The following is a 20,137-nucleotide window of genomic DNA, read 5'->3' as shown; positions in this document are numbered from 1 at the left end:
CTGTACGAGGGGCTACATCTCAAGCGTGTTTCGCCATCGCCGATAGCTATCAACGATTGGTTAGACGAGTCCGCAGCGTGCGATCGGCACGCGCAGCACCGTCGATTGCCCATGCACCGCATGCAGCCCACGCATCACTCAAGAGAACTCCCCAATGTTAGGCAACTTCAAAATCGGAACCCGGCTGATCGTGGCGTTTCTGATCGTCTCGGCGATCGGCGCTTGCATCGGGTGGGTGGGCTATTCGAACTCTGGACGCATCAGCGACCTGTCGACCTCGCTGTACGAGCGCGAATTGCTGGGCCTGTCCAACGTCAAGGAAGCCAACATCAACCTGATCTATGCCGGCCGCGCGCGCGCCAACCTGCTGCTGGCCAGCAGCGCGGAAGAGCGCCAGTCGCATGTGCAGAACATCGACAAGTACACCGCCAAGGTGGTCGATTACATGACCCGTGCGCGCGGCAGCTTCCAGACCGAAGAGGGCAAGAACAAGCTCGCGCAGTTCGACCGCGCCTGGCAGAAGTATCTGGACGAGCGCGGCCGTTTCATCGAGGCCGCCAACCGTGAGGCCTTGCGCGAAGCCAATCCGGAACTGGCCGCGTTGTCGCGTGCGGTCCGCGCAAGCTCGGATGAGGTGGATAACCTGATGACGGACCTGAGCGGCCTGCGCGAGCGCAGCGCGGCCTCGGCCAACGCCGAAACCGGCGCCATCCACGCGCGCAGTTCCAAACTGCTGGTAGCCATCATCTGCGGCGGCGTGCTGCTCGGCGCGGTGCTTGGCGTGGTGATCAGCCGCAGCGTCACCGGCCCGATCCGGCGCGCCGTCACGGTCGCCAACGGCTTGTCCGAGGGCGATCTGACCATGCGCATCGACGTGCATGGTCGCGACGAGACCGCGCAGCTGCTCGAAGCCATGCGCACCATGGTGCAGAAGCTGTCGCAGGTGGTGGGCGAGGTCAATACCAGCGCCGAGACCCTGGCCAGCGCCTCCGAAGAAGTCAGCGCCACTGCGCAGTCGTTGTCGCAGGCCGCCAGCGAACAGGCGGCCGGCGTGGAAGAAACCAGCGCCTCGCTGGAGCAGATGACCGCATCGATCAGCCAAAACACCGAGAACGCCCGCATCACCGATGGCATGGCCACCCAGGCTGCCAGGGAAACCATCGAAGGTGGCGAAGCGGTGGTCGCCACCACCCAGGCGATGAAGCAGATCGCGCAGAAGATCGGCATCATCGACGACATCGCCTATCAGACCAATCTGCTGGCGCTCAATGCCGCCATCGAAGCGGCGCGTGCCGGCGAGCATGGCAAGGGATTTGCGGTGGTTGCCGCCGAAGTGCGCAAGCTGGCCGAACGCAGCCAGGTGGCCGCGCAGGAAATCGGCGAGGTGGCCAGTTCCAGTGTGGAGCTGGCCGACCGCGCCGGCCGCCTGCTCGACACCATCGTGCCCAGCATCAAGCGCACCTCGGATCTGGTGCAGGAAATTTCCGCCGCATCCGAAGAACAATCCTCGGGCGTGAGCCAGATCAACTCGGCGGTGGTGCAGTTGAGCCAGACCACCCAGCAGAACGCCAGCGCGTCCGAGGAGCTGGCCGCCACCGCCGAAGAAATGAGCGCGCAGGCCGAGCAGCTGCAGCAGAGCATGGCGTTCTTCCGCCTGGGCGGGCAGGGGCCTGCGAGCACGCCGCCCAAGCGCGGCAAGGCGGCGGTCGCACGCCCGGTACGTGCGACCGGTGCGCGCGGCTGGCGCAGCAATGCCGCACCGGCGTACGCGATGTCCGAGGGCCCGGACGAAGGCCAGTTCGCCCGCTTCTGAGAGACCGATCGATGACTGCACAGACCCCCGATGTGATGCCTGGCGACGCCGACGCGGCGGCCCAGTACCTGACCTTCCAGCTGGACGGCGAAACCTTCGCCACCAGCATTCTTGGCATTCGCGAAATCATCCAGTACCGCGCCCCGACGCCGGTGCCATCGATGCCGGCCTGCGTGCGCGGGGTGATCAACCTGCGCGGCGCAGTGGTGCCGGTGGTGGACCTGCAGGCGCGGCTCGGGCGTGCCGACAGCGCCATCAACAAGCGCAGCTGCATCGTGATCCTGGCCACCGAACAGGCGCAGGGACCGCAGGTGATCGGGGTGCTGGTCGATGCGGTCAACGCGGTGATCGAACTGGCCGATCAGGACATCGAAGCGGCGCCGGCCTTCGGCACGCATATCCGCCGCGACCTGCTGCGTGGCATGGGCAAGGTGGGCGAGCGCTTCGTGGTGCTGCTGGAGATGGAGCAGGTGCTACAGGTGGACGAGATTGCCGGCAACGCCGACGCGCTGGCTGCCTGAGGGTCGCGTGAGTCATGGCGCGCCATGCCGGTCGATTGAGCGTGCAGGCGACTGTCAGCGTGCAGGGAGCAGACTGCGCAGCGTGAGTCGCCTTGAGCCGTGACCGGGTCGCGTCGGTTGGGCAGCGTACGCAGGCAACAGGTCGCCCGTCGTTTTTCGCCCACGCAACTGGCGACGTACGGTGGCACTCTGGCTCAGATCTCCGAGGGCGCGTCGATGCACGCGTCACGCAGCTGCGTGTGTGGGCGGTCCGGCGTGCCTGGCGTGCGCCCACTGCCGCTCACTGCACGAAGTAAGGTTAGTTCAGGCAATGCAGCGCGAGCGGGTATCAGCCTTGCAGATGCCAGCCGCTGAACCGCTGCACGCGATTGCGTCCAGCGCAGATCGCGCCCTGCAGCGCATGCCGTGCACGTGCCAGCAAGGTGTTGCTGTCGAGCGTCTCGCCGGCGGGCACATCGACCACCCCGATGCTGACGGTCAGCGTACCGGTGGGCCAGCGTGCGGTCTCGACCGCCTGGCGGATGTCTTCGGCAGCCTGCATGGCAGCAGGCGCTGCCGCAGCCGGCAGCGCCACGCACAACCGATCGCAGTCGAGCCGCGCCACGATGGAGGCAGGCGGCAGCTGCGCTTCGACCAGTCTCGCTGCCTGCATCAGCGTCGCTTCCGCTGCGGCAACGCCGGCTTGCAGCTTGTGCCGCTTGAAGCCATCCAGATCGATCAGCAAACAGCCCAGCGACTGCTCCGACCCTGCGGCGCATGGGTCTTGCAGCATTTGCAAGCCATGCTCCAACCCTGCACGGTTCCAGAGACCGGTGAGCGTATCGCGCAACCCATCCAGCTCAACCAGCTCGGCCGCACGCCGTAATTCGATAGTGTCAACCACCTGCCGCGCCAGTGCCCGTAACGCATCGCGCTCGGCACCGGACAGCCGCCGCGGCGTGCGATCGAGCACGCACAAGGTACCCAGCGCAATGCCATCGGACGTCAGCAACGGGGCGCCGGCGTAGAAGCGGATCTGCGGCTCGCCGGTGACCAGCGCGTTGTTGACGAAGCGCGCATCCAGATGCGTGTCGGCCACTTCCATCAGCTGATCGGGCGCAAGGATGGCGTGGGCGCAGAACGACAGCGTGCGTGGCGTCTCGCTCGGCTGCATCCCAATTCTGGACTTGAACCACTGCCGCTGCGTGTCGACCAGCGAGATCAGCGCCATCGGCGTGCGGCATAGCGCAGCGGCATCGGCGGCCAGCGCGTCGTACTGCGGCTCGGGCGCGGTATCCAGCAGCCGGTAGGCGTGCAGCGTGGCCAGGCGCTCGTCTTCATTGGCCGGTGCGCGCGCACCCAGCAAGGCGCCAACGTCGCCCGGCAACAAGGTCGCGTGGATCAGGTGCAACGCGGGTGCGTCTGGAAGCTGCATGCAAGGCCTTTGCAACAAGCGCCGTCAAGGCGATCAAATGTCTGCATCAATGGTCGCTGCCATCGCGTGCGCCATCCCGTCAGTTGAAACGTCGGCTACCCCCGGCGGCCGACGTTTGAAGATCTTGCCACATCGGCAGGCGGCGGTAAGCGCTGGCGATTCCACTCCGACGCCGCAGTCCTGCCAGCCTCGGGCATGGCAGTCATTCGCCCTGGCCGGCATTGCCCTTGGGGCGGCGGCTGTGCTCGTCATGCACTTTCAGGTCTTCCTGGCCCGGACGCTGCTTGGCCGCCTCGTCCTGCTTGCGCGATTCCTGGCTGTCGGAAACGCCGCTGGCGTCGTCGCCGGCATTGTCGGGTTGGCGCTGTTGGTTGCTCATGGCGAAGGGTCCGCTGTGATGGAGAGGCGGACGTTAGCGCGCGCGATGTGATACCGGCGGCATGGCCTGCACCCCGGCCGTCCGGCTGGCTTGCATCGGCAGAAACGAAAGAGCCCCGGACGTGGATGTCCGAGGCTCTTGGTTTGATGCGGTGGTGGAGCGGAAGGGGATCGAACCCTCGACCTTCGCGATGCGAACGCGACGCTCTCCCAGCTGAGCTACCGCCCCACGTGCTTGGATTCTAACCACATGCCGCGCGGTTCGCCAATGCGGCCGGCAGCGGACCACGCCAACCGACGCACCAGCGCCAGGAATTACTCGCGCACCAGCGGGAACTTGAGGTCCGGGTTCTTGGCCTTCCATTCCTTGTACGACACCGAGCCTTCCCAGGCCGCGAAGGCCTTCGGGGTACGGCCACGGCCGGACCAGGTCTCGCCGGTGTGCGGCAGTTCGTACTTCGGCTTCACTTCGCTACGGCCGCTCTTGACCACTTCCTTGCGCGCAGAGGTGGCGCCCAGATACGCCGCGATATCGTTGCGCTGCTTGGTGTTGAAATGGCCGGCAAACTGCTCGAGCAGCGACACGATGGTGGCATGCGCAGAGGATGCCTCGCTCGCGCGCTCGGTTTTCTCCTGTTCTTCCAGCTTCTGCAGCTCGTCCAGCAGCTTGGCTTTGGCTTGCGCGATGGAATCCAGTTTCGAAGAAGTATTGCTCACAGAGGTATGGCCTCGGAATAAAGAGTGGAGACGCCGCCCTAGGGCGAGCGCCATTATGGCATGCGGCCCGGGGGAGACCGCTGCGTGTGCTGGTGCTTGCACGTGGCGTGAACAGCCTTTTCACAAGCGCTGCTCGGCCGCTTTCGCATTGTCGTTGCGGGCGCTGCCCAGCTTACACGCAGGCCAGCGACCCCGGCCATGAAGATACAGGAGCACGCAACGAGCGAGGACACGTGAAGCACCGGCTTACGCGCCTGCGATCGCTTTGTTGTCGACGGAATCGATGCGCTGCGGTTCCGGAGCAAGGCGCATGCGATGAACACTTGGGGACGGTGCGTCGGTCGCATTGCCGCTGCCGTGGTCGGAATGATCCAGGCTGCACCGTATCGATGGCTTCAGCTTGCGCGATGTGCCGGAGAAGTCGCGGCGTCGGCGCAAGGGCCCGGGGGCAGGGATCGATCGTCTTCAGCAAGACCTGGCCCGTTGGGCAAGGCAAGGATTGACCCGAACGCGTCGCCAGCAGCGCACCGCACCTGGGAACAGCCCGCATCGCTGCGGGCTGTTGTCGTCTGCGTTCGCCTCAGGCGGGGCTTATGGCGCCGTAGTGTCGGCCAGCAGCGGCATCAGCTGCGCTTCCAGCATCTGGCGACGCCACTGGCCCAGTGCGGCGGGCCAGCTGTGCTGCTCGATCAGGGTTTCCAGATGCCGGCGCGAGGCGAGCAGACCATCCGGTAAGCCAAGCTCGCGGCTGCGCTGCGCCACCGCATCCTGCAAGCGCCTGAGCACGGCCTTGTTGCCGTCGGTGGCGGCCTGCGCCAGCGGTGCGGCGTCTTCGTCGGGCAACGGCGTGTTGAGCGCGTCCCACACCGCATTGGCGAGCTTGCGTGGCGCCTTGGGAAACTTGTCGAACTGGCGCAGCAGGGCGTCCAGATCGGCCGGCGGAAACCGTGCCAGCTGGCTGGCCAGTTCGTTGTCCAGGATCCAGCTGCGCGGGCGGTCGCTCTGACGCGCCTGCAGGTCGCGCCAGCGCAATAGCCGCAGCAGCCGACGTTGCGCCGCCGGCTCCAGAAACTGTGCAGTGCGCAGGCTCACATGCGGCCAGCGCTCGCCGTCATCGTGCTCGACCGTGGCGAGCAGGCGCTCGGCGTCTTCGGCCAGCCAGCCCAGGCGATCCTGTTCGGTAAGGCGGGCGGTGAGCTCGTCGTGAATCGCGAACAGGTAACGCACATCATCGGCGGCGTATTCCAGTTGCGATGCCGACAGCGGGCGACGCATCCAGTCCGAGCGCGTCTCGCCCTTGCTCAGCAAGGTGCCGGTCACTTCCTGCACCAGCTTCTGGTAGCCCATGCCGCCGCCTATACCGGCCAGCGCGGCAGCGATCTGGGTGTCGAACAACGGACGCGGCAAGACGCCGCATGCGCACTTGAAGGTGACCAGGTCCTCGCTGGCGCTATGCATCACCTTGACGATGTCGGTGGCGGTCAACCACTCCTTGAGCGCTTCGTTCATGCCCGGGATCAGCGGGTCGATCAACAGGATCTCCTCGCCGATGGCCATCTGCACCAGCGCCAGTTGCGGCCAGTAGGTGCGTTCGCGAATGAACTCGGTATCCAGGCCAATGCGGGACGGACGCGATGCCTGCAGGCGTTCGCTCAGCTCGGAGGGGTGGGTGATCCAATGGGGCACGTGATTTCCGTCGACAGCGAGGTTTGCGCAGAACGCGCAGAATAGCCTAACGTCGCGATCGCCTGTCGTGCGGCAGAGCACTGGAAGGAGCAGGTGGTGGGCAAGTGCGGCAACCGGATCGCGGCGTGGGCATTGGTCGTGCTGAGCATATGCGCCTGTTCGCGTGCCCCCGCGCCGGCGCCTGCCGCTGCGCGACAGCCGGTAGCGCCCGCGCAAGCGAGCAAGCCGAATGTGTCCATCGGTGGCGAAGAATCCGCCGAGACGGTCGCGCAGTGGCAACCGCCGACGGTGGATCTGGGCGAGGAGCCAGTGGCGCAGGCACGCAAGCGCGCCGACCAGGCCTTGCAGGACGACCGCCTGTATCGCGATGCGGACGCTGCGATCCCGTTGTACCTGGCAATCGAACAACGCAGCGGCGGCAAGGATGCGGCCAGTCGGCGCGGCCTGGAACAGGCGCGCGCCCGCTTGATCGAACGCGGCCGGGCGCTGGTTGCACAGACCGATCGGCAGGACGATGCGCTCGAACAGGCGCGCGAGCTCGCCATCGTGGCCCTGGCGCTCGCACCCAAGGACCCGAAGGTGCGCGCCTTGCAGAGCGATGTGGAAACTGCGCAACGCGTGCTCGGTTTCAATCGCGCCGGTGAAGAAGACCTGCGCGGTGGTCGCCTGGGCGAAGACGGCAATGGCGCGCTGGCGAATTTTCGCGACGCCGCGCAGCTGGACCCGGACAACCCACGCACACGCCAGGGACTGGCTGCCGTGGAAAGCGGCCTGCTGGAACGTGCCGAACTGGCTGCCGACGCCGCCGATTTCATCGGCGCGCGCTATTGGCTGCAGATGGCCGGGCAGGTGCGCGACCGCGCGCCCACCATCGCCGACGCACGCGCGCGCATCGAGCGCACCCGGCGCGGGCAGATCGCGGCCTTGCACGATGCCGGGCTTCACGATCTGACCTCGCCGCGCGGGCTCAAGGCCGCAGGCGAGAAACTCGCCGAAGTGCTGCGCATTGCCGACCCCGGCGACCCGATGGCCGGCGATCTGCGGCGTCGCCTGGAATTGGCCACCCACTACGGCAGCTTCCGCCCCGGACAGGTCTTCACCGACGGGCTCAAGGTCGGTGGCCGCGGGCCGCAGATGATCGTGGTGCCGCATGGCGCGTTCCAGATGGGGGCGGGCGATGCCGAACCGGGCGCATCCGACACCGAGCGCCCGGCGCATTACGTGCGCTTTGCGCGCGGCTTCGCGCTCTCGATCACCGAGGTGACGGTGGCCGAGTTCCGTCAATTCGTCGAAGCCACCGGCGCGCGTCCTCGCGCCACCCGGCGCGGCCATTCAGTGGTGTACGACGAGCGCAGCGGCAATTTCATCCGCCGCAGCGGCGTGGACTGGCAGTCCGACTACAACGGCGCGCAGGCCGCGCCCAACAGCCCGGTCATGCATGTCAGCATCCGCGACGCCGAAGCCTATGCGTCATGGCTGTCCGAACAGACCGGACGTCATTACCACGTGCCCAGCGAGGCCGAGTTCGAGTACGCGGTGCGCGCCGGCACCACCGGGCGCTATCCCTGGGGCAATGCCGGCTCGCCACCGCGCGATGCGGGCAATTTCACCGGCGGCAACGACGTCTCGCGCAGCGGCCGGCACTGGAATAACGGCTTTGTCGGCTACGGCGATGGCTTCTGGGGCCCGGCACCGGTGGGCAGCTTCCGCGCCAACGCCTGGGGCCTGCACGACATGGGCGGCAACCTGAGCGAGTGGGTGGCCGATTGCTGGCACGCCAGTTACCGGCGGGCACCGGCCGATGGCGCGGCGTGGTTCAACCCGGGCTGCCGGCAGCGCATGATCCGTGGCGGCAGCTGGGCCAATTCGCCGCAGCAGACGCGTGCGGCCTGGCGGCAATCGCAGGACTCCGATACCACCAGTGCGCGCATCGGCTTCCGGCTGGCACGCGGGATCTAGGCGCGCGGGGTGCGGGGAATGTTGCGCCGGAGTGGCGCTGGATCGCATGGCTTAACCGCAGCGAACACTCGCCTGCTCCAGGCCGGAACCGTTGGCGCGGACCGAGGTCGAAGCGCCAGCGCTTCTGAAGGACTGCTGCGATGGGCATGGGGATCAAACTGTTTCGTTGGGTCGTGGCAATCCTGCTGATCGGCGGCAGTGGCTTCGCCGTGGCGCGGCATATGCAGGACGGCAACATCGCCGGGCATTACCGCTCGGTGGAAGTGGTCCGTCCGGAAGGCGCGCCCAAGGCAATGGTGGTGCTGTTGCCCGATAGCGGCCATCCGCAGCAGGCGCAGCAGCTGGCCGACATGCTGAGCAACGACGGCGCGCTGGTGGCAGTGATCGATACCGCCAGCTACCGCGAACGCGTGCGCTCGCACCGCGCCGCGTGCAGCTCGCTGGCCGACGACGCCGAGCGGCTGGGCAAGAAAGTGCTGCGTGCCGAACACGTGGATGCGTTCCTGCCGCCGGTGCTGGTGGGACAGGGCGATGGCGCCGTGCTGGCGCGTCAGGCTCTGGCGTCTGCGGCGCCGGACGTGCTCGGCGGCGCGGTGGTGGCCGACGCCGGCACCAAGGATGCGGGCCTGGCCTGTTCGCGCGATATGCCCGATGCCAACCAGGGCTTCCTGGACGATCTGGTCGACGATGCCAGCCCGATGCAGATTGCTGCAGCCACGCGCGGCCATTTCCAGGCAGCGCAGGCGCAGGGTCTTGGCGATCTGCCGCTGGTCGAAATGCGCGCACCCGGCAGCGACAGGCTGGTGTTGATGCTGTCCGGCGATGGCGGCTGGCGCGAGCTGGACAAGGGCATTGCCGCGCAGTTGCAGCAGCAGGGCGTGTCCGTCGTGGGCTGGAACAGCCTGCGCTACTTCTGGGCCAGCCGTACCCCGCAGCAGGTCGGCGCGGATCTGGACCGGGTGATCGCCACCTACCAGCAACGCTGGCATATCCATCACGTGGCGCTGGTCGGTTACTCGTTCGGCGCCGACGTGCTGCCGTTCGCCTATCCGGAAATCTCGCCTCAGCGGCGCGCCTCGGTACAGTTCGTCAGCCTGCTGGGGCTTGCCCACCAGGCCGACTTCAAGGTCCGTGTCGGCGGCTGGCTGGGCTGGCATAACGATGCCGAGCGCGATGTCGAGCCTGCGATCCAGTCGCTGGATGCGCAGCGTCTGCAGTGCATCTACGGCAGCGAAGAAAAAGACACGCTGTGCCCGGAGCTGCGTACGCGCGGCGTGGAAGTCGTGATGCGGCCCGGTGGGCATCACTTCGATCACGATCCGGTGGTGCTGGCCGGCGTGCTGATGCAGGGCTGGCAGCATGCGGTGCAGACGCCCAGGCCCAGCCGGGGGTGAGGGGCGACGCGATGCCAACGGCACACGAGACTCACTACTCACTGACGGGCAAGCGCTCGCTAGGTTTTTCAGCCGCTCTCAGTCATCGCCGCGTTCGACGCGCACCTGGATGCTGCCATCGGCCAGTTGCGCACGCAGGCGCTCGCCAGGCGTCACGTCGGCGGCGCTGCGCACCACGCCGCCATCGGCGGAGCGGGTCACGATGGCGTAACCGCGCGCCACGGTGGCGAGCGGGCTGACCGCTTCCAGCGAGCGCGCCAGCCCGCGCAATCGCAATTGATCGTGCTGCAGCCGCCGTTGCATGGCCGCCTGCGGGTGCAATGCGCGCAGCCGCTGCTGCAAACTGGCCAGATTGCGTTGCGGGTTGTGCGCCTGCAGGTGCGTCTGCCCGCGCTGCATGCGGGCCTGCAGACGTTCCAGCAGCTGGGTCATGCGCGCTCGCAACTGCCGGCCGGCCTCTTCCTGGCGGCGCTGCAGCAGCTGCAAGCGCGCTTGCGGGCTATGCGCACGCAAGCGCAATGCCAGCCGGTCGGCGCGTTGCATCGCATCGCCCAAGGCATGTTGCTGCAGCTGGGCGATGCGCGCGTGCGCGCGCCGCACCCGTGCCACCAGTTCGCGCTGGTCGGGCACCAGCAATTCGGCCGCCACCGACGGCGTCGGTGCACGCACGTCGGCGACAAAATCGCTCAGGCTGAAGTCGGTCTCGTGGCCGACCGCCGACACCACCGGCGTCTGCGCGGCGGCAATCGCACGCGCCAGGCGTTCGTCGTTGAACGCCCACAGATCCTCCAGCGAGCCGCCGCCACGGGTGATCAGGATGACGTCGTAGCGCCCGGAGGCATCGGCGCGCTGCAGCAGCGAGGTAACTTGCGCTGCGGCACTGTCGCCTTGCACCAGCGACGGCAATAGGTCCACTTCCAGCAGCGGGAAGCGCCGCGCCAGCACGCTGAGTACGTCGCGCACCGCTGCGCCGCTGGGCGAGGTGATCACCGCCAGCCGCCGCACGTGGGCAGGCAAGGGCTGCTTGCGCTCGGCATCGAACAGGCCTTCTGCCGCAAGCCGCGCGCGCAGTTCGTCGAAGGCCCGCCGTAACGCGCCTTCGCCGGCTTCCTCCATATGGTCGAGCACCAGCTGGTAGTCGCCGCGTGCCTCGTACAGGGTCAAACGGCCGCGTGCGAGCACGCGCAGGCCTTCGCGCGGTTGAAACTTCAACCAGGTGCTCTTGGGCTTGAACATCGCGCAGCGGATCTGCGCGCGCGCATCCTTGAGCGTGAAATACAGATGGCCCGAGGACGGGCGGGTGACGCTGCTCAGTTCGGCTTCCACCCACACCAGCGGGAAGCTTCCTTCCAGCAGGTCGCGCGCCAGCGTATTGAGCTGGCTGGGAGTGAGGATCTGTTGGTTGCGGTCGGCCATCGCGGCATTATCCCGTAGTGGCGCACGCCATGGGTGAGCACGTTGGTCTGTGCGTCAAAGACCGTGCTGTGCCAGTGCCCAGCCCACGTGTTCGCGCACCAGATCGGAGGCATCGTGGCGACGCGCTTCCAGTGCCGCCAATACCTCCGGCGTACCTGGCGCATTGCCAAGGCCCACGGCGATGTTACGCAGCCAGCGCGCGTGGCCGCTGCGGCGGATCGGGCTGCCTTCGGTACGGCGCAGGAACTCGGATTCGTCCCAGGCAAACAGCTGCGGCAGCGTCGCCACATCCAACTCGTTGCGGGCGCGGAAGTCGGCCTCGTCGGTGCGCTGGGCGAACTTGTTCCACGGGCAGATCAGCTGACAGTCGTCGCAGCCGAAGATGCGGTTGCCGATCGGCTTGCGCATGTCTTCGGGAATCGGGCCATCGTGCTCGATGGTGAGATAGGCGATGCAGCGGCGCGCATCCAGCCGATACGGCGCAATGATGGCCTGGGTCGGACAGATGTCGATACAGCGCGTGCAGGTGCCGCAGTGCGCAGTGGCGGGCGTGTCGATGGGCAATGGCAGATCGAGGTAGATCTCGCCCAGAAAGAACCAAGACCCGCCATTGCGGTCGATCAGGCAAGTGTGTTTGCCGATCCAGCCCAGCCCCGCGTTGCGCGCCAGCGCGCGCTCCAGCACCGGAGCGGAATCGACGAACACGCGGTAGCCGAACGCACCGATCTCGCCCTGGATGCGCTCGGCCAGTTTCTGCAGCCGGTTGCGCATCAACTTGTGGTAATCGCGGCCCAGTGCATAACGCGCCACGTACGCACGGGTGCCATCGTGCAAGGTCGTCCAGGCCTCGCTGTCGTCCTTGCGGCCGTAATCCATGCCCACCGACAACACCCGCAAGGTACCCGGCACCAGTTCCTGCGGGCGGGAGCGCTTGTCGCCGTGCTGGGCCATCCAGTGCATCGTTCCGTACAGGCCTTCTTCCAGCCAGCTGCGCAGGTGCGCCTCGTCTTCGCCCAGCTCGATGCCGGTGATGCCGCAGCGTTGAAAGCCCGCTTCGCGTGCAAGCGCACGGATGCGCGCGGCAGCGTCGGTGGGGTCGGGGCGGGTGACGGCGGCAGACATGGCGGCAAGTATAGAATTCCCGGCATGTACGCACCGCTCGCTCTTTACGACACCGCTGCCGCGCGCACGCTCGATGCGCAGGCCACCACGCTGCTGGGTGGCGATGGCTACACCTTGATGCAACGCGCCGGGCAGGCGGCCTGGCAATGGTTGCTGGAACGCTGGCCGCAGGCGCGCCGCATCGTGGTGGTGTGCGGCACCGGCAACAACGGCGGCGATGGCTACGTGCTGGCGCGGCTGGCGCAGCGGGCCGGGCGCCGAGTGTGCGTGGTGCATCTGCCCGAGTACGGCCCGGCCTCGGCGCTGTCCCAGCGCGCCTGCACCGACTATCTGGCGGTTGGCGGTGCGATCGAGCTGTTTCCATACGCGCTGGCGCAGGCCGATGTCGTCGTCGATGCGCTGTTCGGCATCGGCCTGAACCGCGCCCCGGATGCGCAGACTGCCGCGTTGATCGAGGCCATCAACGCGGCAGGCGCCCCGGTGCTGGCGCTGGATGTGCCCAGCGGGATCGATGCCGACCACGGCGTGGCGTTCGGGACCGCGGTGCGCGCGCATAGCACCTTGCAGTTCATCGTGCCGCACATTGGCCTGTATACCGGCGACGCACTGGACCATGCGGGCGAACGCGGCATCACCTCGCTGGACGTGCCGGCCGCCGCCTTCGATGGGCTACACCCGGCCGCACACGGTTGGGGCATCGATGCATTGGCCACGCAGTTGCGGCCGCGTCGGCGCAATACGCACAAGGGCGAATCGGGGCGGGTACTGTGCGTGGGCGGCAATCTCGGCAGCGGTGGCGCGATCATGCTGACCGCCGAAGCCGCCTTGCGCAGCGGCGCCGGGCTGGTGCAGGTCGCCACCCGTGCCGAACATGTCGCCCCGCTGCTGGCGCGCTGCCCCGAAGCCATGGTGCGCGCCACGCAGGCCGACGACGACATCGCCGCACTGGCCGGAGCCGCCGATGTCGTTGCGCTTGGGCCGGGACTGGGCCAGGACGACTGGGCACGGGCGTTGTGGCAGGGCGTGCTGGGGTCGGACAGCACCGTGGTCATCGATGCCGATGGCCTCAATCTGCTGGCGGCCACCGCCGCACCACGGCGCGGCCCGCGCGTACTGACACCGCATCCCGGCGAAGCAGGGCGGCTGCTGGGACTGCCCACCGCGCAGGTGCAGCGCGATCGCCTGGCCGCTGCCGCCGCGCTGGCCCAGCGCTTCGATGCGGTGGTGGTGCTCAAAGGGGCCGGCACGGTCGTGGCTGCCCCGCATGTGGTCCCGCGCATCATCGACGCCGGCAACCCCGGCATGGCCGTCGGCGGCATGGGCGACCTGCTGACCGGGGTGATCGCCGCATTGCTGGGGCAGGGCTGGTCAGCCTTCGATGCCGCCAGCCTTGGCGCGTTGCTGCACGGCTGTGCCGGCGATGCGGCCGCGCGCGATGGCGAGCGCGGCCTGTTGCCTACCGATCTGCTGCCGCAGCTGCGTCGCCTCGCCAATGCCGGAGCCGACGCATGAATCAGCTCGATGCACATCTTACCGACGCCGAGGCGACCGAAACGCTAGGCCGCGCCCTGGCAGCGGTACGGCCCGCCACGGCCATGGTCCAGCTGCATGGCGACCTGGGCGCGGGCAAATCCACGCTTGCGCGCGCGTTACTGCGCGCGCTTGGCGTCACCGGCCCGATCCGCAGCCCGACCTACACCCTGGTCGAGCGTTATCCGCTGAGCAGCGGCGACGAAGCCTGGCATCTGGATCTGTACCGCATCGGCAATGCCGGCGAGCTGGATTTCCTCGGCCTGGACGAGGGTAGTGCCAGTTTGTGGCTGGTCGAATGGCCGGAGCGCGGCGCAGGCATCCTGCCCCCGGTGGATCTGGATGTGGAACTGGCCGTGGATGGCGACGGGCGCAGCGTAAGGCTGCTGGCTCGCAGCCCTGCCGGACGCGACTGGCTGCATGCCGCGGCCCAACAGGCCGAGTTGCAGCCCCTTTTTGTCAGCGGACAAGAAGAATGAACGCCAGGTTACGGATTATTAAGGGAAATCACCTTGCAATTCACACAGTTGGATGATTGAATCCAGCGCCATGACACCGGGGATCCGACACTTCTGCGCTTCCGCCCTGACCGCCAGCCTCAGCCTGGCGGTTTTTGCTGCGTGGGCCGGCGAGATCAAGAGCGTCGGCGTCAGTACCGGCGCCACCGGCACGCGTGCAGAAATCCAGCTGGCCGGCAGCGGCGGGTTCAAGACGCTGACACTGGCCAACCCCAATCGCTTGGTGGTGGATTTCCCCGAGTCGGCAGCCGCACGTGGCTTGAAGTTGCCGCCGGCCAACGGCCTGGTCACCTCGGTGCGCACCGGGCAGCCGGTGCCGGGCACGTTCCGGGTGGTGTTCGAGCTGGCAAGCCCGGTTACCGCGCTCAAGCCGCAGATGCAGACGCTGGGCAGTGCTTCGACCCTTGTGATCGAGTGGCCGGGCGATCCGGCGCCTGCGGCTGCCACTTCCGTTGCGGCCAGTACGCCTGCCGCACTGCCGCCGCCACGTCCGCTCAACGCACAAGCCGAGGCCGCGCGTGCAACCGCTGCCCTGGCCGCATCGGCGCAACGTGCCTTGTCCGTGCCGTCAACACCGCCGCCGCCGTCAGCGCCGGCCGTCGTGCCTGCGGCGGCGATGCCGACGGTCACGCCCGCAGCCGTGCCAACCACGGTTGCCACCGGTGTGCCGACGCCACGCCCGGGAACGCCCGCTGCTGCCACGCAGGCGGCTGCGGTCGGCAATCCAGCCAATCGGGTCGCCGTGAATCCCGCCACGCCTGCGGCCGGTGCAACGTCCGCAGGCGGTGCATCCGCCGCTGCAATTTTGAATGGCGGCAGCACGCCGATGGCAGTTGCCGGCGCCGGCGCCGTGGTCTCCGGTACTGCGCCCGGCGCCGTTGCAGACGACGACCTGCCACCGCGCCCGGTGCTGCCCAGCGAGGCATCGCGCGTCAAGATGGCGCCGGGCATGCGGCCGTTGATCGTCGCCATCGATCCCGGCCACGGCGGCCAGGATCCGGGTGCGATGGGCCCGACCGGCAAGCGCGAAAAAGACGTGACCCTGGCGGTCGGCCGCGAACTGGCACGCCAGATCAACGCCACGCCCGGTATGAAGGCGTACCTGACCCGCGACACCGACGTGTTCATTCCATTACCGATGCGTGCGCAAAAGGCGCGAGCTGCGAAGGCCGACATCTTCATTTCCATCCATGCCGATGCTGCAGAAAATCGCAGTGCGACCGGTTCGTCGGTCTACGTGCTGTCGACCAAGGGCGCCTCATCGCAACGCGCGCGCTGGTTGGCCGATAAGGAAAACGCCGCCGACCTGGTCGGTGGCGTGCGTCTGCAACAGACCGAAAGCACGCTGGCCAATGTGCTGCTGGACCTGGCGCAGAGCGGCCACATGAAGGCCTCCGAGGATGCCGCCGGCCATGTGCTCGGTGGCCTCAAGCGCATCGGCAACAATCACAAGCCGCAGCTGGAACGCGCCAATTTCGCAGTGCTGCGCACCTCCGACATGCCGGCGATGCTGGTCGAAACCGCCTTCATCTCCAACCCGGATGAAGAACGCCGCCTGATCGACCCGGCCTACCAGCGCAAGATCGCCGCCGCCGTGCTGGATGGCATCGATACCTTCTTCACCCGTCAGCCGCCGCCGGGCACCTTGTTCGCCGCGCGCGCGCAGGCCGAGGCCGATGCCGTCGGCACCGTGGCCGGCGGCAGTCGCTGACCCGCTCGGCTATCATTCCGCACTGATTCCCTGAGCGACGGCGCCTGCGCGCCGCCGGATTGCCGTGCCGACGTTCGTCTTGCCTGCCACCCCCGACATCCACCCTGTTTTGCGCTGCCAGCGCTCAAGCGCGCGCTGATGGCGATCCGTCAGTTGCCCGAGATCCTGATCAACCAGATCGCTGCCGGCGAGGTCGTCGAGCGTCCCGCGTCGGTGGTCAAGGAACTGGTCGAAAACGCCCTCGATGCCGGTGCCACCCGCGTGGACATCGATCTGGAAGAGGGGGGCGTGCGCCTGATCCGCATCCGCGACAACGGCGGTGGCATTACGCCCGATGAGCTGCCGTTGGCGGTATCGCGGCATGCCACCAGCAAGATCGCCTCGCTGGACGATCTGGAAACCGTCGCCACGCTCGGCTTCCGCGGCGAAGCCTTGCCTTCGATCGCCTCGGTCAGCCGCTTTACGCTGATCTCGCGCCGGCACGATGCCGAACACGGCTCGGCGCTGCAGATCGAAGGCGGGCGGCTTGGCGAGGTGACACCGCACGCGCATGCGCCCGGTACCACGGTGGAAGTGCGCGAGTTGTTCTTCAACGTGCCGGCACGGCGCAAGTTTCTGCGTGCCGAGCGTACCGAGCTCGGGCATATCGAAGAGTGGCTGCGCTCGTTGGCATTGGCGCGCCCGGATGTGGAATTGCGCGTGGCGCACAACGGCAAACCGTCGCGCCGCTACAAGCCAGGCGATCTGTATTCGGATGCGCGGCTGGGCGAAACCTTGGGCGAGGACTTCGCGCGGCAGGCCTTGCGTGTGGATCACAGCGGCGCCGGCCTGCGGCTGCATGGCTGGGTCGCGCAACCGCATTACTCGCGGGCCAGTACCGACCAGCAATATCTCTACGTCAACGGCCGCTCGGTGCGCGATCGCAGCGTGGCGCATGCGGTCAAGATGGCCTACGGCGACGTGCTGTTCCATGGCCGCCAGCCTGCGTACGTGCTGTTTCTCGAGCTGGACCCGGCGCGCGTGGACGTCAACGTGCACCCGGCCAAGCACGAGGTGCGTTTCCGCGAAGCGCGGCTGATTCACGACTTCGTCTATCGCACCTTGCAGGATGCGCTGGCACAGACGCGCGCCGGCGCCACGCCCAACAGCATCGGCAGCGATGGCGCCGGCTACGCGGCTGCTGGCGGAATGGGCAACCTCGTTGGCGGCGGTTCCGCAACCCATGCCGGCGCATCCGGCAGTGGCGGCGGCTCGGGCAGCTACGCCAACTGGACGCCCTCGCAGACGCCATTGGGCCTGCGTGTGGACGAAGCGCGCGCAGCCTATAGCGCGTTGTATGCGCCGTCGTCGGGCCATGCGCAGCAGTCCGCCAGCGTGCCGCAGTTTTCCGGGGACGGTTTGCCAGCGACGGCCGAAGACAGCGGCGTGCCGCCACTGGGCTATGCGGTGGCGCAATTGCACGGCATCTACATCCTGGCCGAGAACGCCGAAGGCCTGATCGTGGTGGACATGCATGCCGCGCACGAACGCATCGGCTACGAGCGGCTCAAGAACGCCCACGACAGCATCGGCCTGCATGCGCAGCCGTTGCTGGTGCCGATGACGCTGGCAGTGGGTGAGCGCGAGGCCGACACCGCCGAACGCGAAGCCGAGACGCTGGCGAGCCTGGGCTTCGAGATCACCCGCGCCGGCCCGCAATCGCTGCACGTCCGCAGTATTCCGGCCTTGCTGGCCAATGCCGAGCCGGAGGCGTTGCTGCGCGATGTGCTTGGCGACCTGCGCGAGCACGGCCAGAGCCGCCGCATCGCCAGCGCGCGCGACGAACTGCTGTCGACCATGGCCTGCCACGGCGCGGTGCGCGCCAACCGTCGCCTCACCGTGCCGGAAATGAACGCCTTGCTGCGCGATATGGAAGCCACCGAGCGCTCGGGTCAGTGCAATCATGGCCGACCCACCTGGGCTCGGTTTACGCTGAGCGATATCGATCGTTGGTTTCTCAGGGGGCGGTGATGGCGGTGCACATGGGGAAGGGCTGGCTGCTCGGCATGCTGGTGGTAGCGACGCTGGCCGGATGTGGGCGCGATGCGCCGCCACCGGCCGCACCGGTTGCCTTGGACAAGACATTTCTGGCCGACAATGCCGCCTGGCGCGAAAGCCGGATCAACGAACTGCGCGCCCCCGATGGCTGGACCAGCCTGGTCGGTCTGCATTGGCTGTCGCTGAAGGCGCATTACATCGGCAGTAGCGCCGATAGCGGCATCCGGCTTGCGGTCGGGTCGCCGAAGATGGGCATGGTGTCCAGCGAGGGCGGGGCGGTGTGGTTCGTGCCCGAACGTGGCGCCGCGCTTACCGTGGGTGGCAAGCCGCTGGCTAGCAGGATCCGCTTCCAGTCCGATCGCGACCCGCAGCCCACGTTGATCCATTTCGACGATGGCAAGGGCGTGCTCAGCCTGATCCATCGCGGCGACCGATACGCACTGCGGGTCAAGCATGCCGACGCGCCATCGCGCAGCCAGTTCGCCGGGCTGGAGTACTGGCCGACAGATCCCTCCTGGCGCATCGACGCGCGCTACGTCCCCAACGATGTCGGCAAGACCATTCCGATCGTGGACATCGTCGGCATCAGCAGCGAGCAATCCAATGCCGGTGCCGTCGAATTCGAGCGCGACGGCAAGACCTATCGCCTGGAGACGATCGGCGAACCCGGGCGGCCGGCGTTCGTCGTGTTCGCCGACCGCACCAGTGGGCACGGCAGCTATCCGGCCGGGCGCTTCCTGGATCTGGACGTGCCGGATGCGTCCGGTCATGTCGTGGTGGACTTCAATCGCGCCTACAACCCGCCCTGCGCGTTTACCCCCTTTGCAACCTGCCCGTTGCCGCCGCCGGAAAACCGGATCGACCTGGCGGTTACGGCCGGCGAGAAAACCTACAAGGTGCCGCACTGACGTGATGAGGTGGACCCGGTGAGAGGTGATGCGATGAGCCTGCGCCTGCGCGCGCGTGTTGCCGCGTGGTGCGGCGGGGCGATGATCGGTCTGGCGCTGTGGGGTGGGGCGATGGCACCGGCCTGGGCGCGTGGTGCCGACCGGGCGCCTGCCGGCCCGCCGGTGCCGCTGCTGTGGAAGGTCGATGGCAAGGGCGGCACGCTCTACCTGCTGGGCTCGTTCCACGTGCTCAAACCCAGCGATTACCCGCTTTCCCCGGATGTGATGCAGGCATTCGCCAAGGCCGACCGTCTGCTGTTCGAGCTGCCGCCGGCCGATGCGCAATCGCCGCAGCTGGCCACCCGCATGCTGCAAGTGGCACGACGCACCGATGGTCGCACTCTGCAGGATGTGCTGGATGCAAAGACCTGGCAGGCACTCAGTGCCTACGCGCGCAAGTACGGCATGTCGATCGATGCCTTGCAGTCGCTCAAACCGTGGTTCGTCGCACTGTCGGTCAGCCTGGCCGAAATGACCCGGCAAGGCATGGAGCCGAACGCGGGCCTGGATCATTACCTGATGGATCAGGCGCAGGCCAGGGGCAAGCCCGCCGACGGCCTGGAGCGCGCCGAAGAACAGATCGCCCTGCTGGATGGCATGTCGCCCACCGAGCAGCATCAGCTGCTGGAAGAGGCGCTGGACGAGGCCGATACCACCGATCAGCTGCGTCGGCTGCATGCGGCCTGGCGCGATGGCGACGTGCACACGCTATCGACGCAGATGGCAGAAGACATGCGCCGCCAGTATCCGGCGCTGTATCAGGACATCAACGTCGAGCGCAATGCGCGTTGGGTGCCGCGGCTGGAAAAACAGCTGGGCAAGCACAGTGGAACCACCCTGGTGGTGGTGGGCGCCCTGCATCTTTTGGGCAACGACGGAGTCGTGGAGCGCTTGCGTGCGCGTGGCTACCACGTGCAGCGGATCTGCTCGGCCTGCGCGCAGCAGGCCGGCCACTAATCAAGCGTCTGGTCGCG

16 protein-coding genes, 1 tRNA gene and 1 pseudogene are annotated in these 20,137 nt (G+C 67.5%); 11 read left to right on the top strand and 7 right to left on the bottom strand.

All coding sequences use genetic code 11. The features are described 5' to 3' along the window. Positions 1-154: 154 nt before the first annotated feature. On the top strand, positions 155-1,813 hold the full coding sequence (locus tag VZ068_RS12170; protein WP_349655450.1) for a methyl-accepting chemotaxis protein: 1,659 nt from the start codon (positions 155-157) through the stop codon (positions 1,811-1,813). Positions 1,814-1,824: 11 nt separating this feature from the next. After that, positions 1,825-2,334: a chemotaxis protein CheW gene (locus VZ068_RS12165; RefSeq protein ID WP_259150672.1), complete on the top strand. Its 510-nt coding sequence runs from the start codon at positions 1,825-1,827 to the stop codon at positions 2,332-2,334. Positions 2,335-2,662: 328 nt separating this feature from the next. Here the strand turns inward: VZ068_RS12165 and VZ068_RS12160 are convergent, their stop codons facing one another. The 4 genes from VZ068_RS12160 to VZ068_RS12145 all read right to left on the bottom strand — a co-directional run bounded on the left by VZ068_RS12160 (position 2,663) and on the right by VZ068_RS12145 (position 4,843). Further along, the gene (locus VZ068_RS12160; RefSeq protein WP_259160756.1) at positions 2,663-3,748 is read right to left on the bottom strand and encodes a diguanylate cyclase; all 1,086 of its coding nucleotides are present in this window, start codon (positions 3,746-3,748) and stop codon (positions 2,663-2,665) included. A 202-nt stretch (positions 3,749-3,950) separates the two neighbouring features. Next, positions 3,951-4,127, bottom strand: a complete 177-nt coding sequence (locus tag VZ068_RS12155) for a hypothetical protein (protein WP_259150666.1) — start codon at positions 4,125-4,127, stop codon at positions 3,951-3,953. A 152-nt stretch (positions 4,128-4,279) separates the two neighbouring features. After that, positions 4,280-4,355 (bottom strand) — tRNA-Ala (locus tag VZ068_RS12150). An 86-nt stretch (positions 4,356-4,441) separates the two neighbouring features. Further along, complete coding sequence (locus VZ068_RS12145; protein ID WP_046963655.1) at positions 4,442-4,843, bottom strand: H-NS family nucleoid-associated regulatory protein; 402 nt, start codon at positions 4,841-4,843, stop codon at positions 4,442-4,444. A 331-nt stretch (positions 4,844-5,174) separates the two neighbouring features. Between VZ068_RS12145 and VZ068_RS12140 the strand changes: the two are divergent. Further along, positions 5,175-5,339, top strand: a pseudogene (locus VZ068_RS12140) (DNA polymerase LigD); the annotation flags it as partial. A gap of 95 nt (positions 5,340-5,434) precedes the next feature. On the opposite strand, the gene rnd reads toward VZ068_RS12140, so the two are convergent. Further along, complete coding sequence (gene rnd, locus VZ068_RS12135) at positions 5,435-6,529, bottom strand: ribonuclease D (RefSeq protein WP_349655449.1); 1,095 nt, start codon at positions 6,527-6,529, stop codon at positions 5,435-5,437. A gap of 93 nt (positions 6,530-6,622) precedes the next feature. Here rnd and VZ068_RS12130 point away from each other — a divergent pair, with 93 nt between their 5' ends. Then, positions 6,623-8,488: an SUMF1/EgtB/PvdO family nonheme iron enzyme gene (locus tag VZ068_RS12130; RefSeq protein WP_349655448.1), complete on the top strand. Its 1,866-nt coding sequence runs from the start codon at positions 6,623-6,625 to the stop codon at positions 8,486-8,488. A gap of 140 nt (positions 8,489-8,628) precedes the next feature. Continuing rightward, positions 8,629-9,882: an AcvB/VirJ family lysyl-phosphatidylglycerol hydrolase gene (locus tag VZ068_RS12125; RefSeq protein ID WP_349655447.1), complete on the top strand. Its 1,254-nt coding sequence runs from the start codon at positions 8,629-8,631 to the stop codon at positions 9,880-9,882. Positions 9,883-9,960: 78 nt separating this feature from the next. Here the strand turns inward: VZ068_RS12125 and xseA are convergent, their stop codons facing one another. Together xseA and queG are read right to left on the bottom strand one after the other, a co-directional pair. After that, positions 9,961-11,298 (bottom strand): exodeoxyribonuclease VII large subunit, encoded by a 1,338-nt coding sequence (gene xseA / locus VZ068_RS12120; RefSeq protein WP_349655446.1) that lies wholly within the window; start codon positions 11,296-11,298, stop codon positions 9,961-9,963. Positions 11,299-11,352: 54 nt separating this feature from the next. Next, positions 11,353-12,420 carry a tRNA epoxyqueuosine(34) reductase QueG gene (gene queG, locus VZ068_RS12115; RefSeq protein WP_349655445.1) on the bottom strand — a complete coding sequence of 356 codons (1,068 nt, stop codon included), beginning with the start codon at positions 12,418-12,420 and terminating at the stop codon, positions 11,353-11,355. 24 nt (positions 12,421-12,444) lie between these two features. On the opposite strand from queG, the gene VZ068_RS12110 reads away from it, so the two are divergent. The 6 genes from VZ068_RS12110 (at position 12,445) to VZ068_RS12085 (ending at position 20,120) form a co-directional block, all read left to right on the top strand. Further along, complete coding sequence (locus VZ068_RS12110) at positions 12,445-13,932, top strand: NAD(P)H-hydrate dehydratase (RefSeq protein WP_349655444.1); 1,488 nt, start codon at positions 12,445-12,447, stop codon at positions 13,930-13,932. After that, positions 13,929-14,429 (top strand): tRNA (adenosine(37)-N6)-threonylcarbamoyltransferase complex ATPase subunit type 1 TsaE, encoded by a 501-nt coding sequence (gene tsaE / locus VZ068_RS12105; RefSeq protein WP_349655443.1) that lies wholly within the window; start codon positions 13,929-13,931, stop codon positions 14,427-14,429. The genes VZ068_RS12110 and tsaE overlap by 4 nt, the downstream gene beginning before the upstream one ends. A gap of 70 nt (positions 14,430-14,499) precedes the next feature. Next, positions 14,500-16,179 (top strand): N-acetylmuramoyl-L-alanine amidase, encoded by a 1,680-nt coding sequence (locus VZ068_RS12100; protein WP_349655442.1) that lies wholly within the window; start codon positions 14,500-14,502, stop codon positions 16,177-16,179. A gap of 138 nt (positions 16,180-16,317) precedes the next feature. After that, on the top strand, positions 16,318-18,189 hold the full coding sequence (gene mutL / locus VZ068_RS12095) for a DNA mismatch repair endonuclease MutL (RefSeq protein ID WP_349655441.1): 1,872 nt from the start codon (positions 16,318-16,320) through the stop codon (positions 18,187-18,189). Beyond that, a complete protein-coding gene (locus VZ068_RS12090; protein WP_349657700.1) occupies positions 18,189-19,124 on the top strand; it encodes a DUF1684 domain-containing protein in 936 nt (311 codons plus the stop codon). Before mutL ends, VZ068_RS12090 begins: the two co-directional genes overlap by 1 nt. Before the next feature lie 33 nt (positions 19,125-19,157). Continuing rightward, complete coding sequence (locus VZ068_RS12085; protein ID WP_349655440.1) at positions 19,158-20,120, top strand: TraB/GumN family protein; 963 nt, start codon at positions 19,158-19,160, stop codon at positions 20,118-20,120. Positions 20,121-20,137: the final 17 nt, after the last annotated feature.

This window comes from Xanthomonas sp. 10-10, from assembly GCF_040182365.1.
Lineage (GTDB): Bacteria > Pseudomonadota > Gammaproteobacteria > Xanthomonadales > Xanthomonadaceae > Xanthomonas > Xanthomonas arboricola_F.
This window is presented reverse-complemented; position numbering and strand designations above follow the sequence as displayed.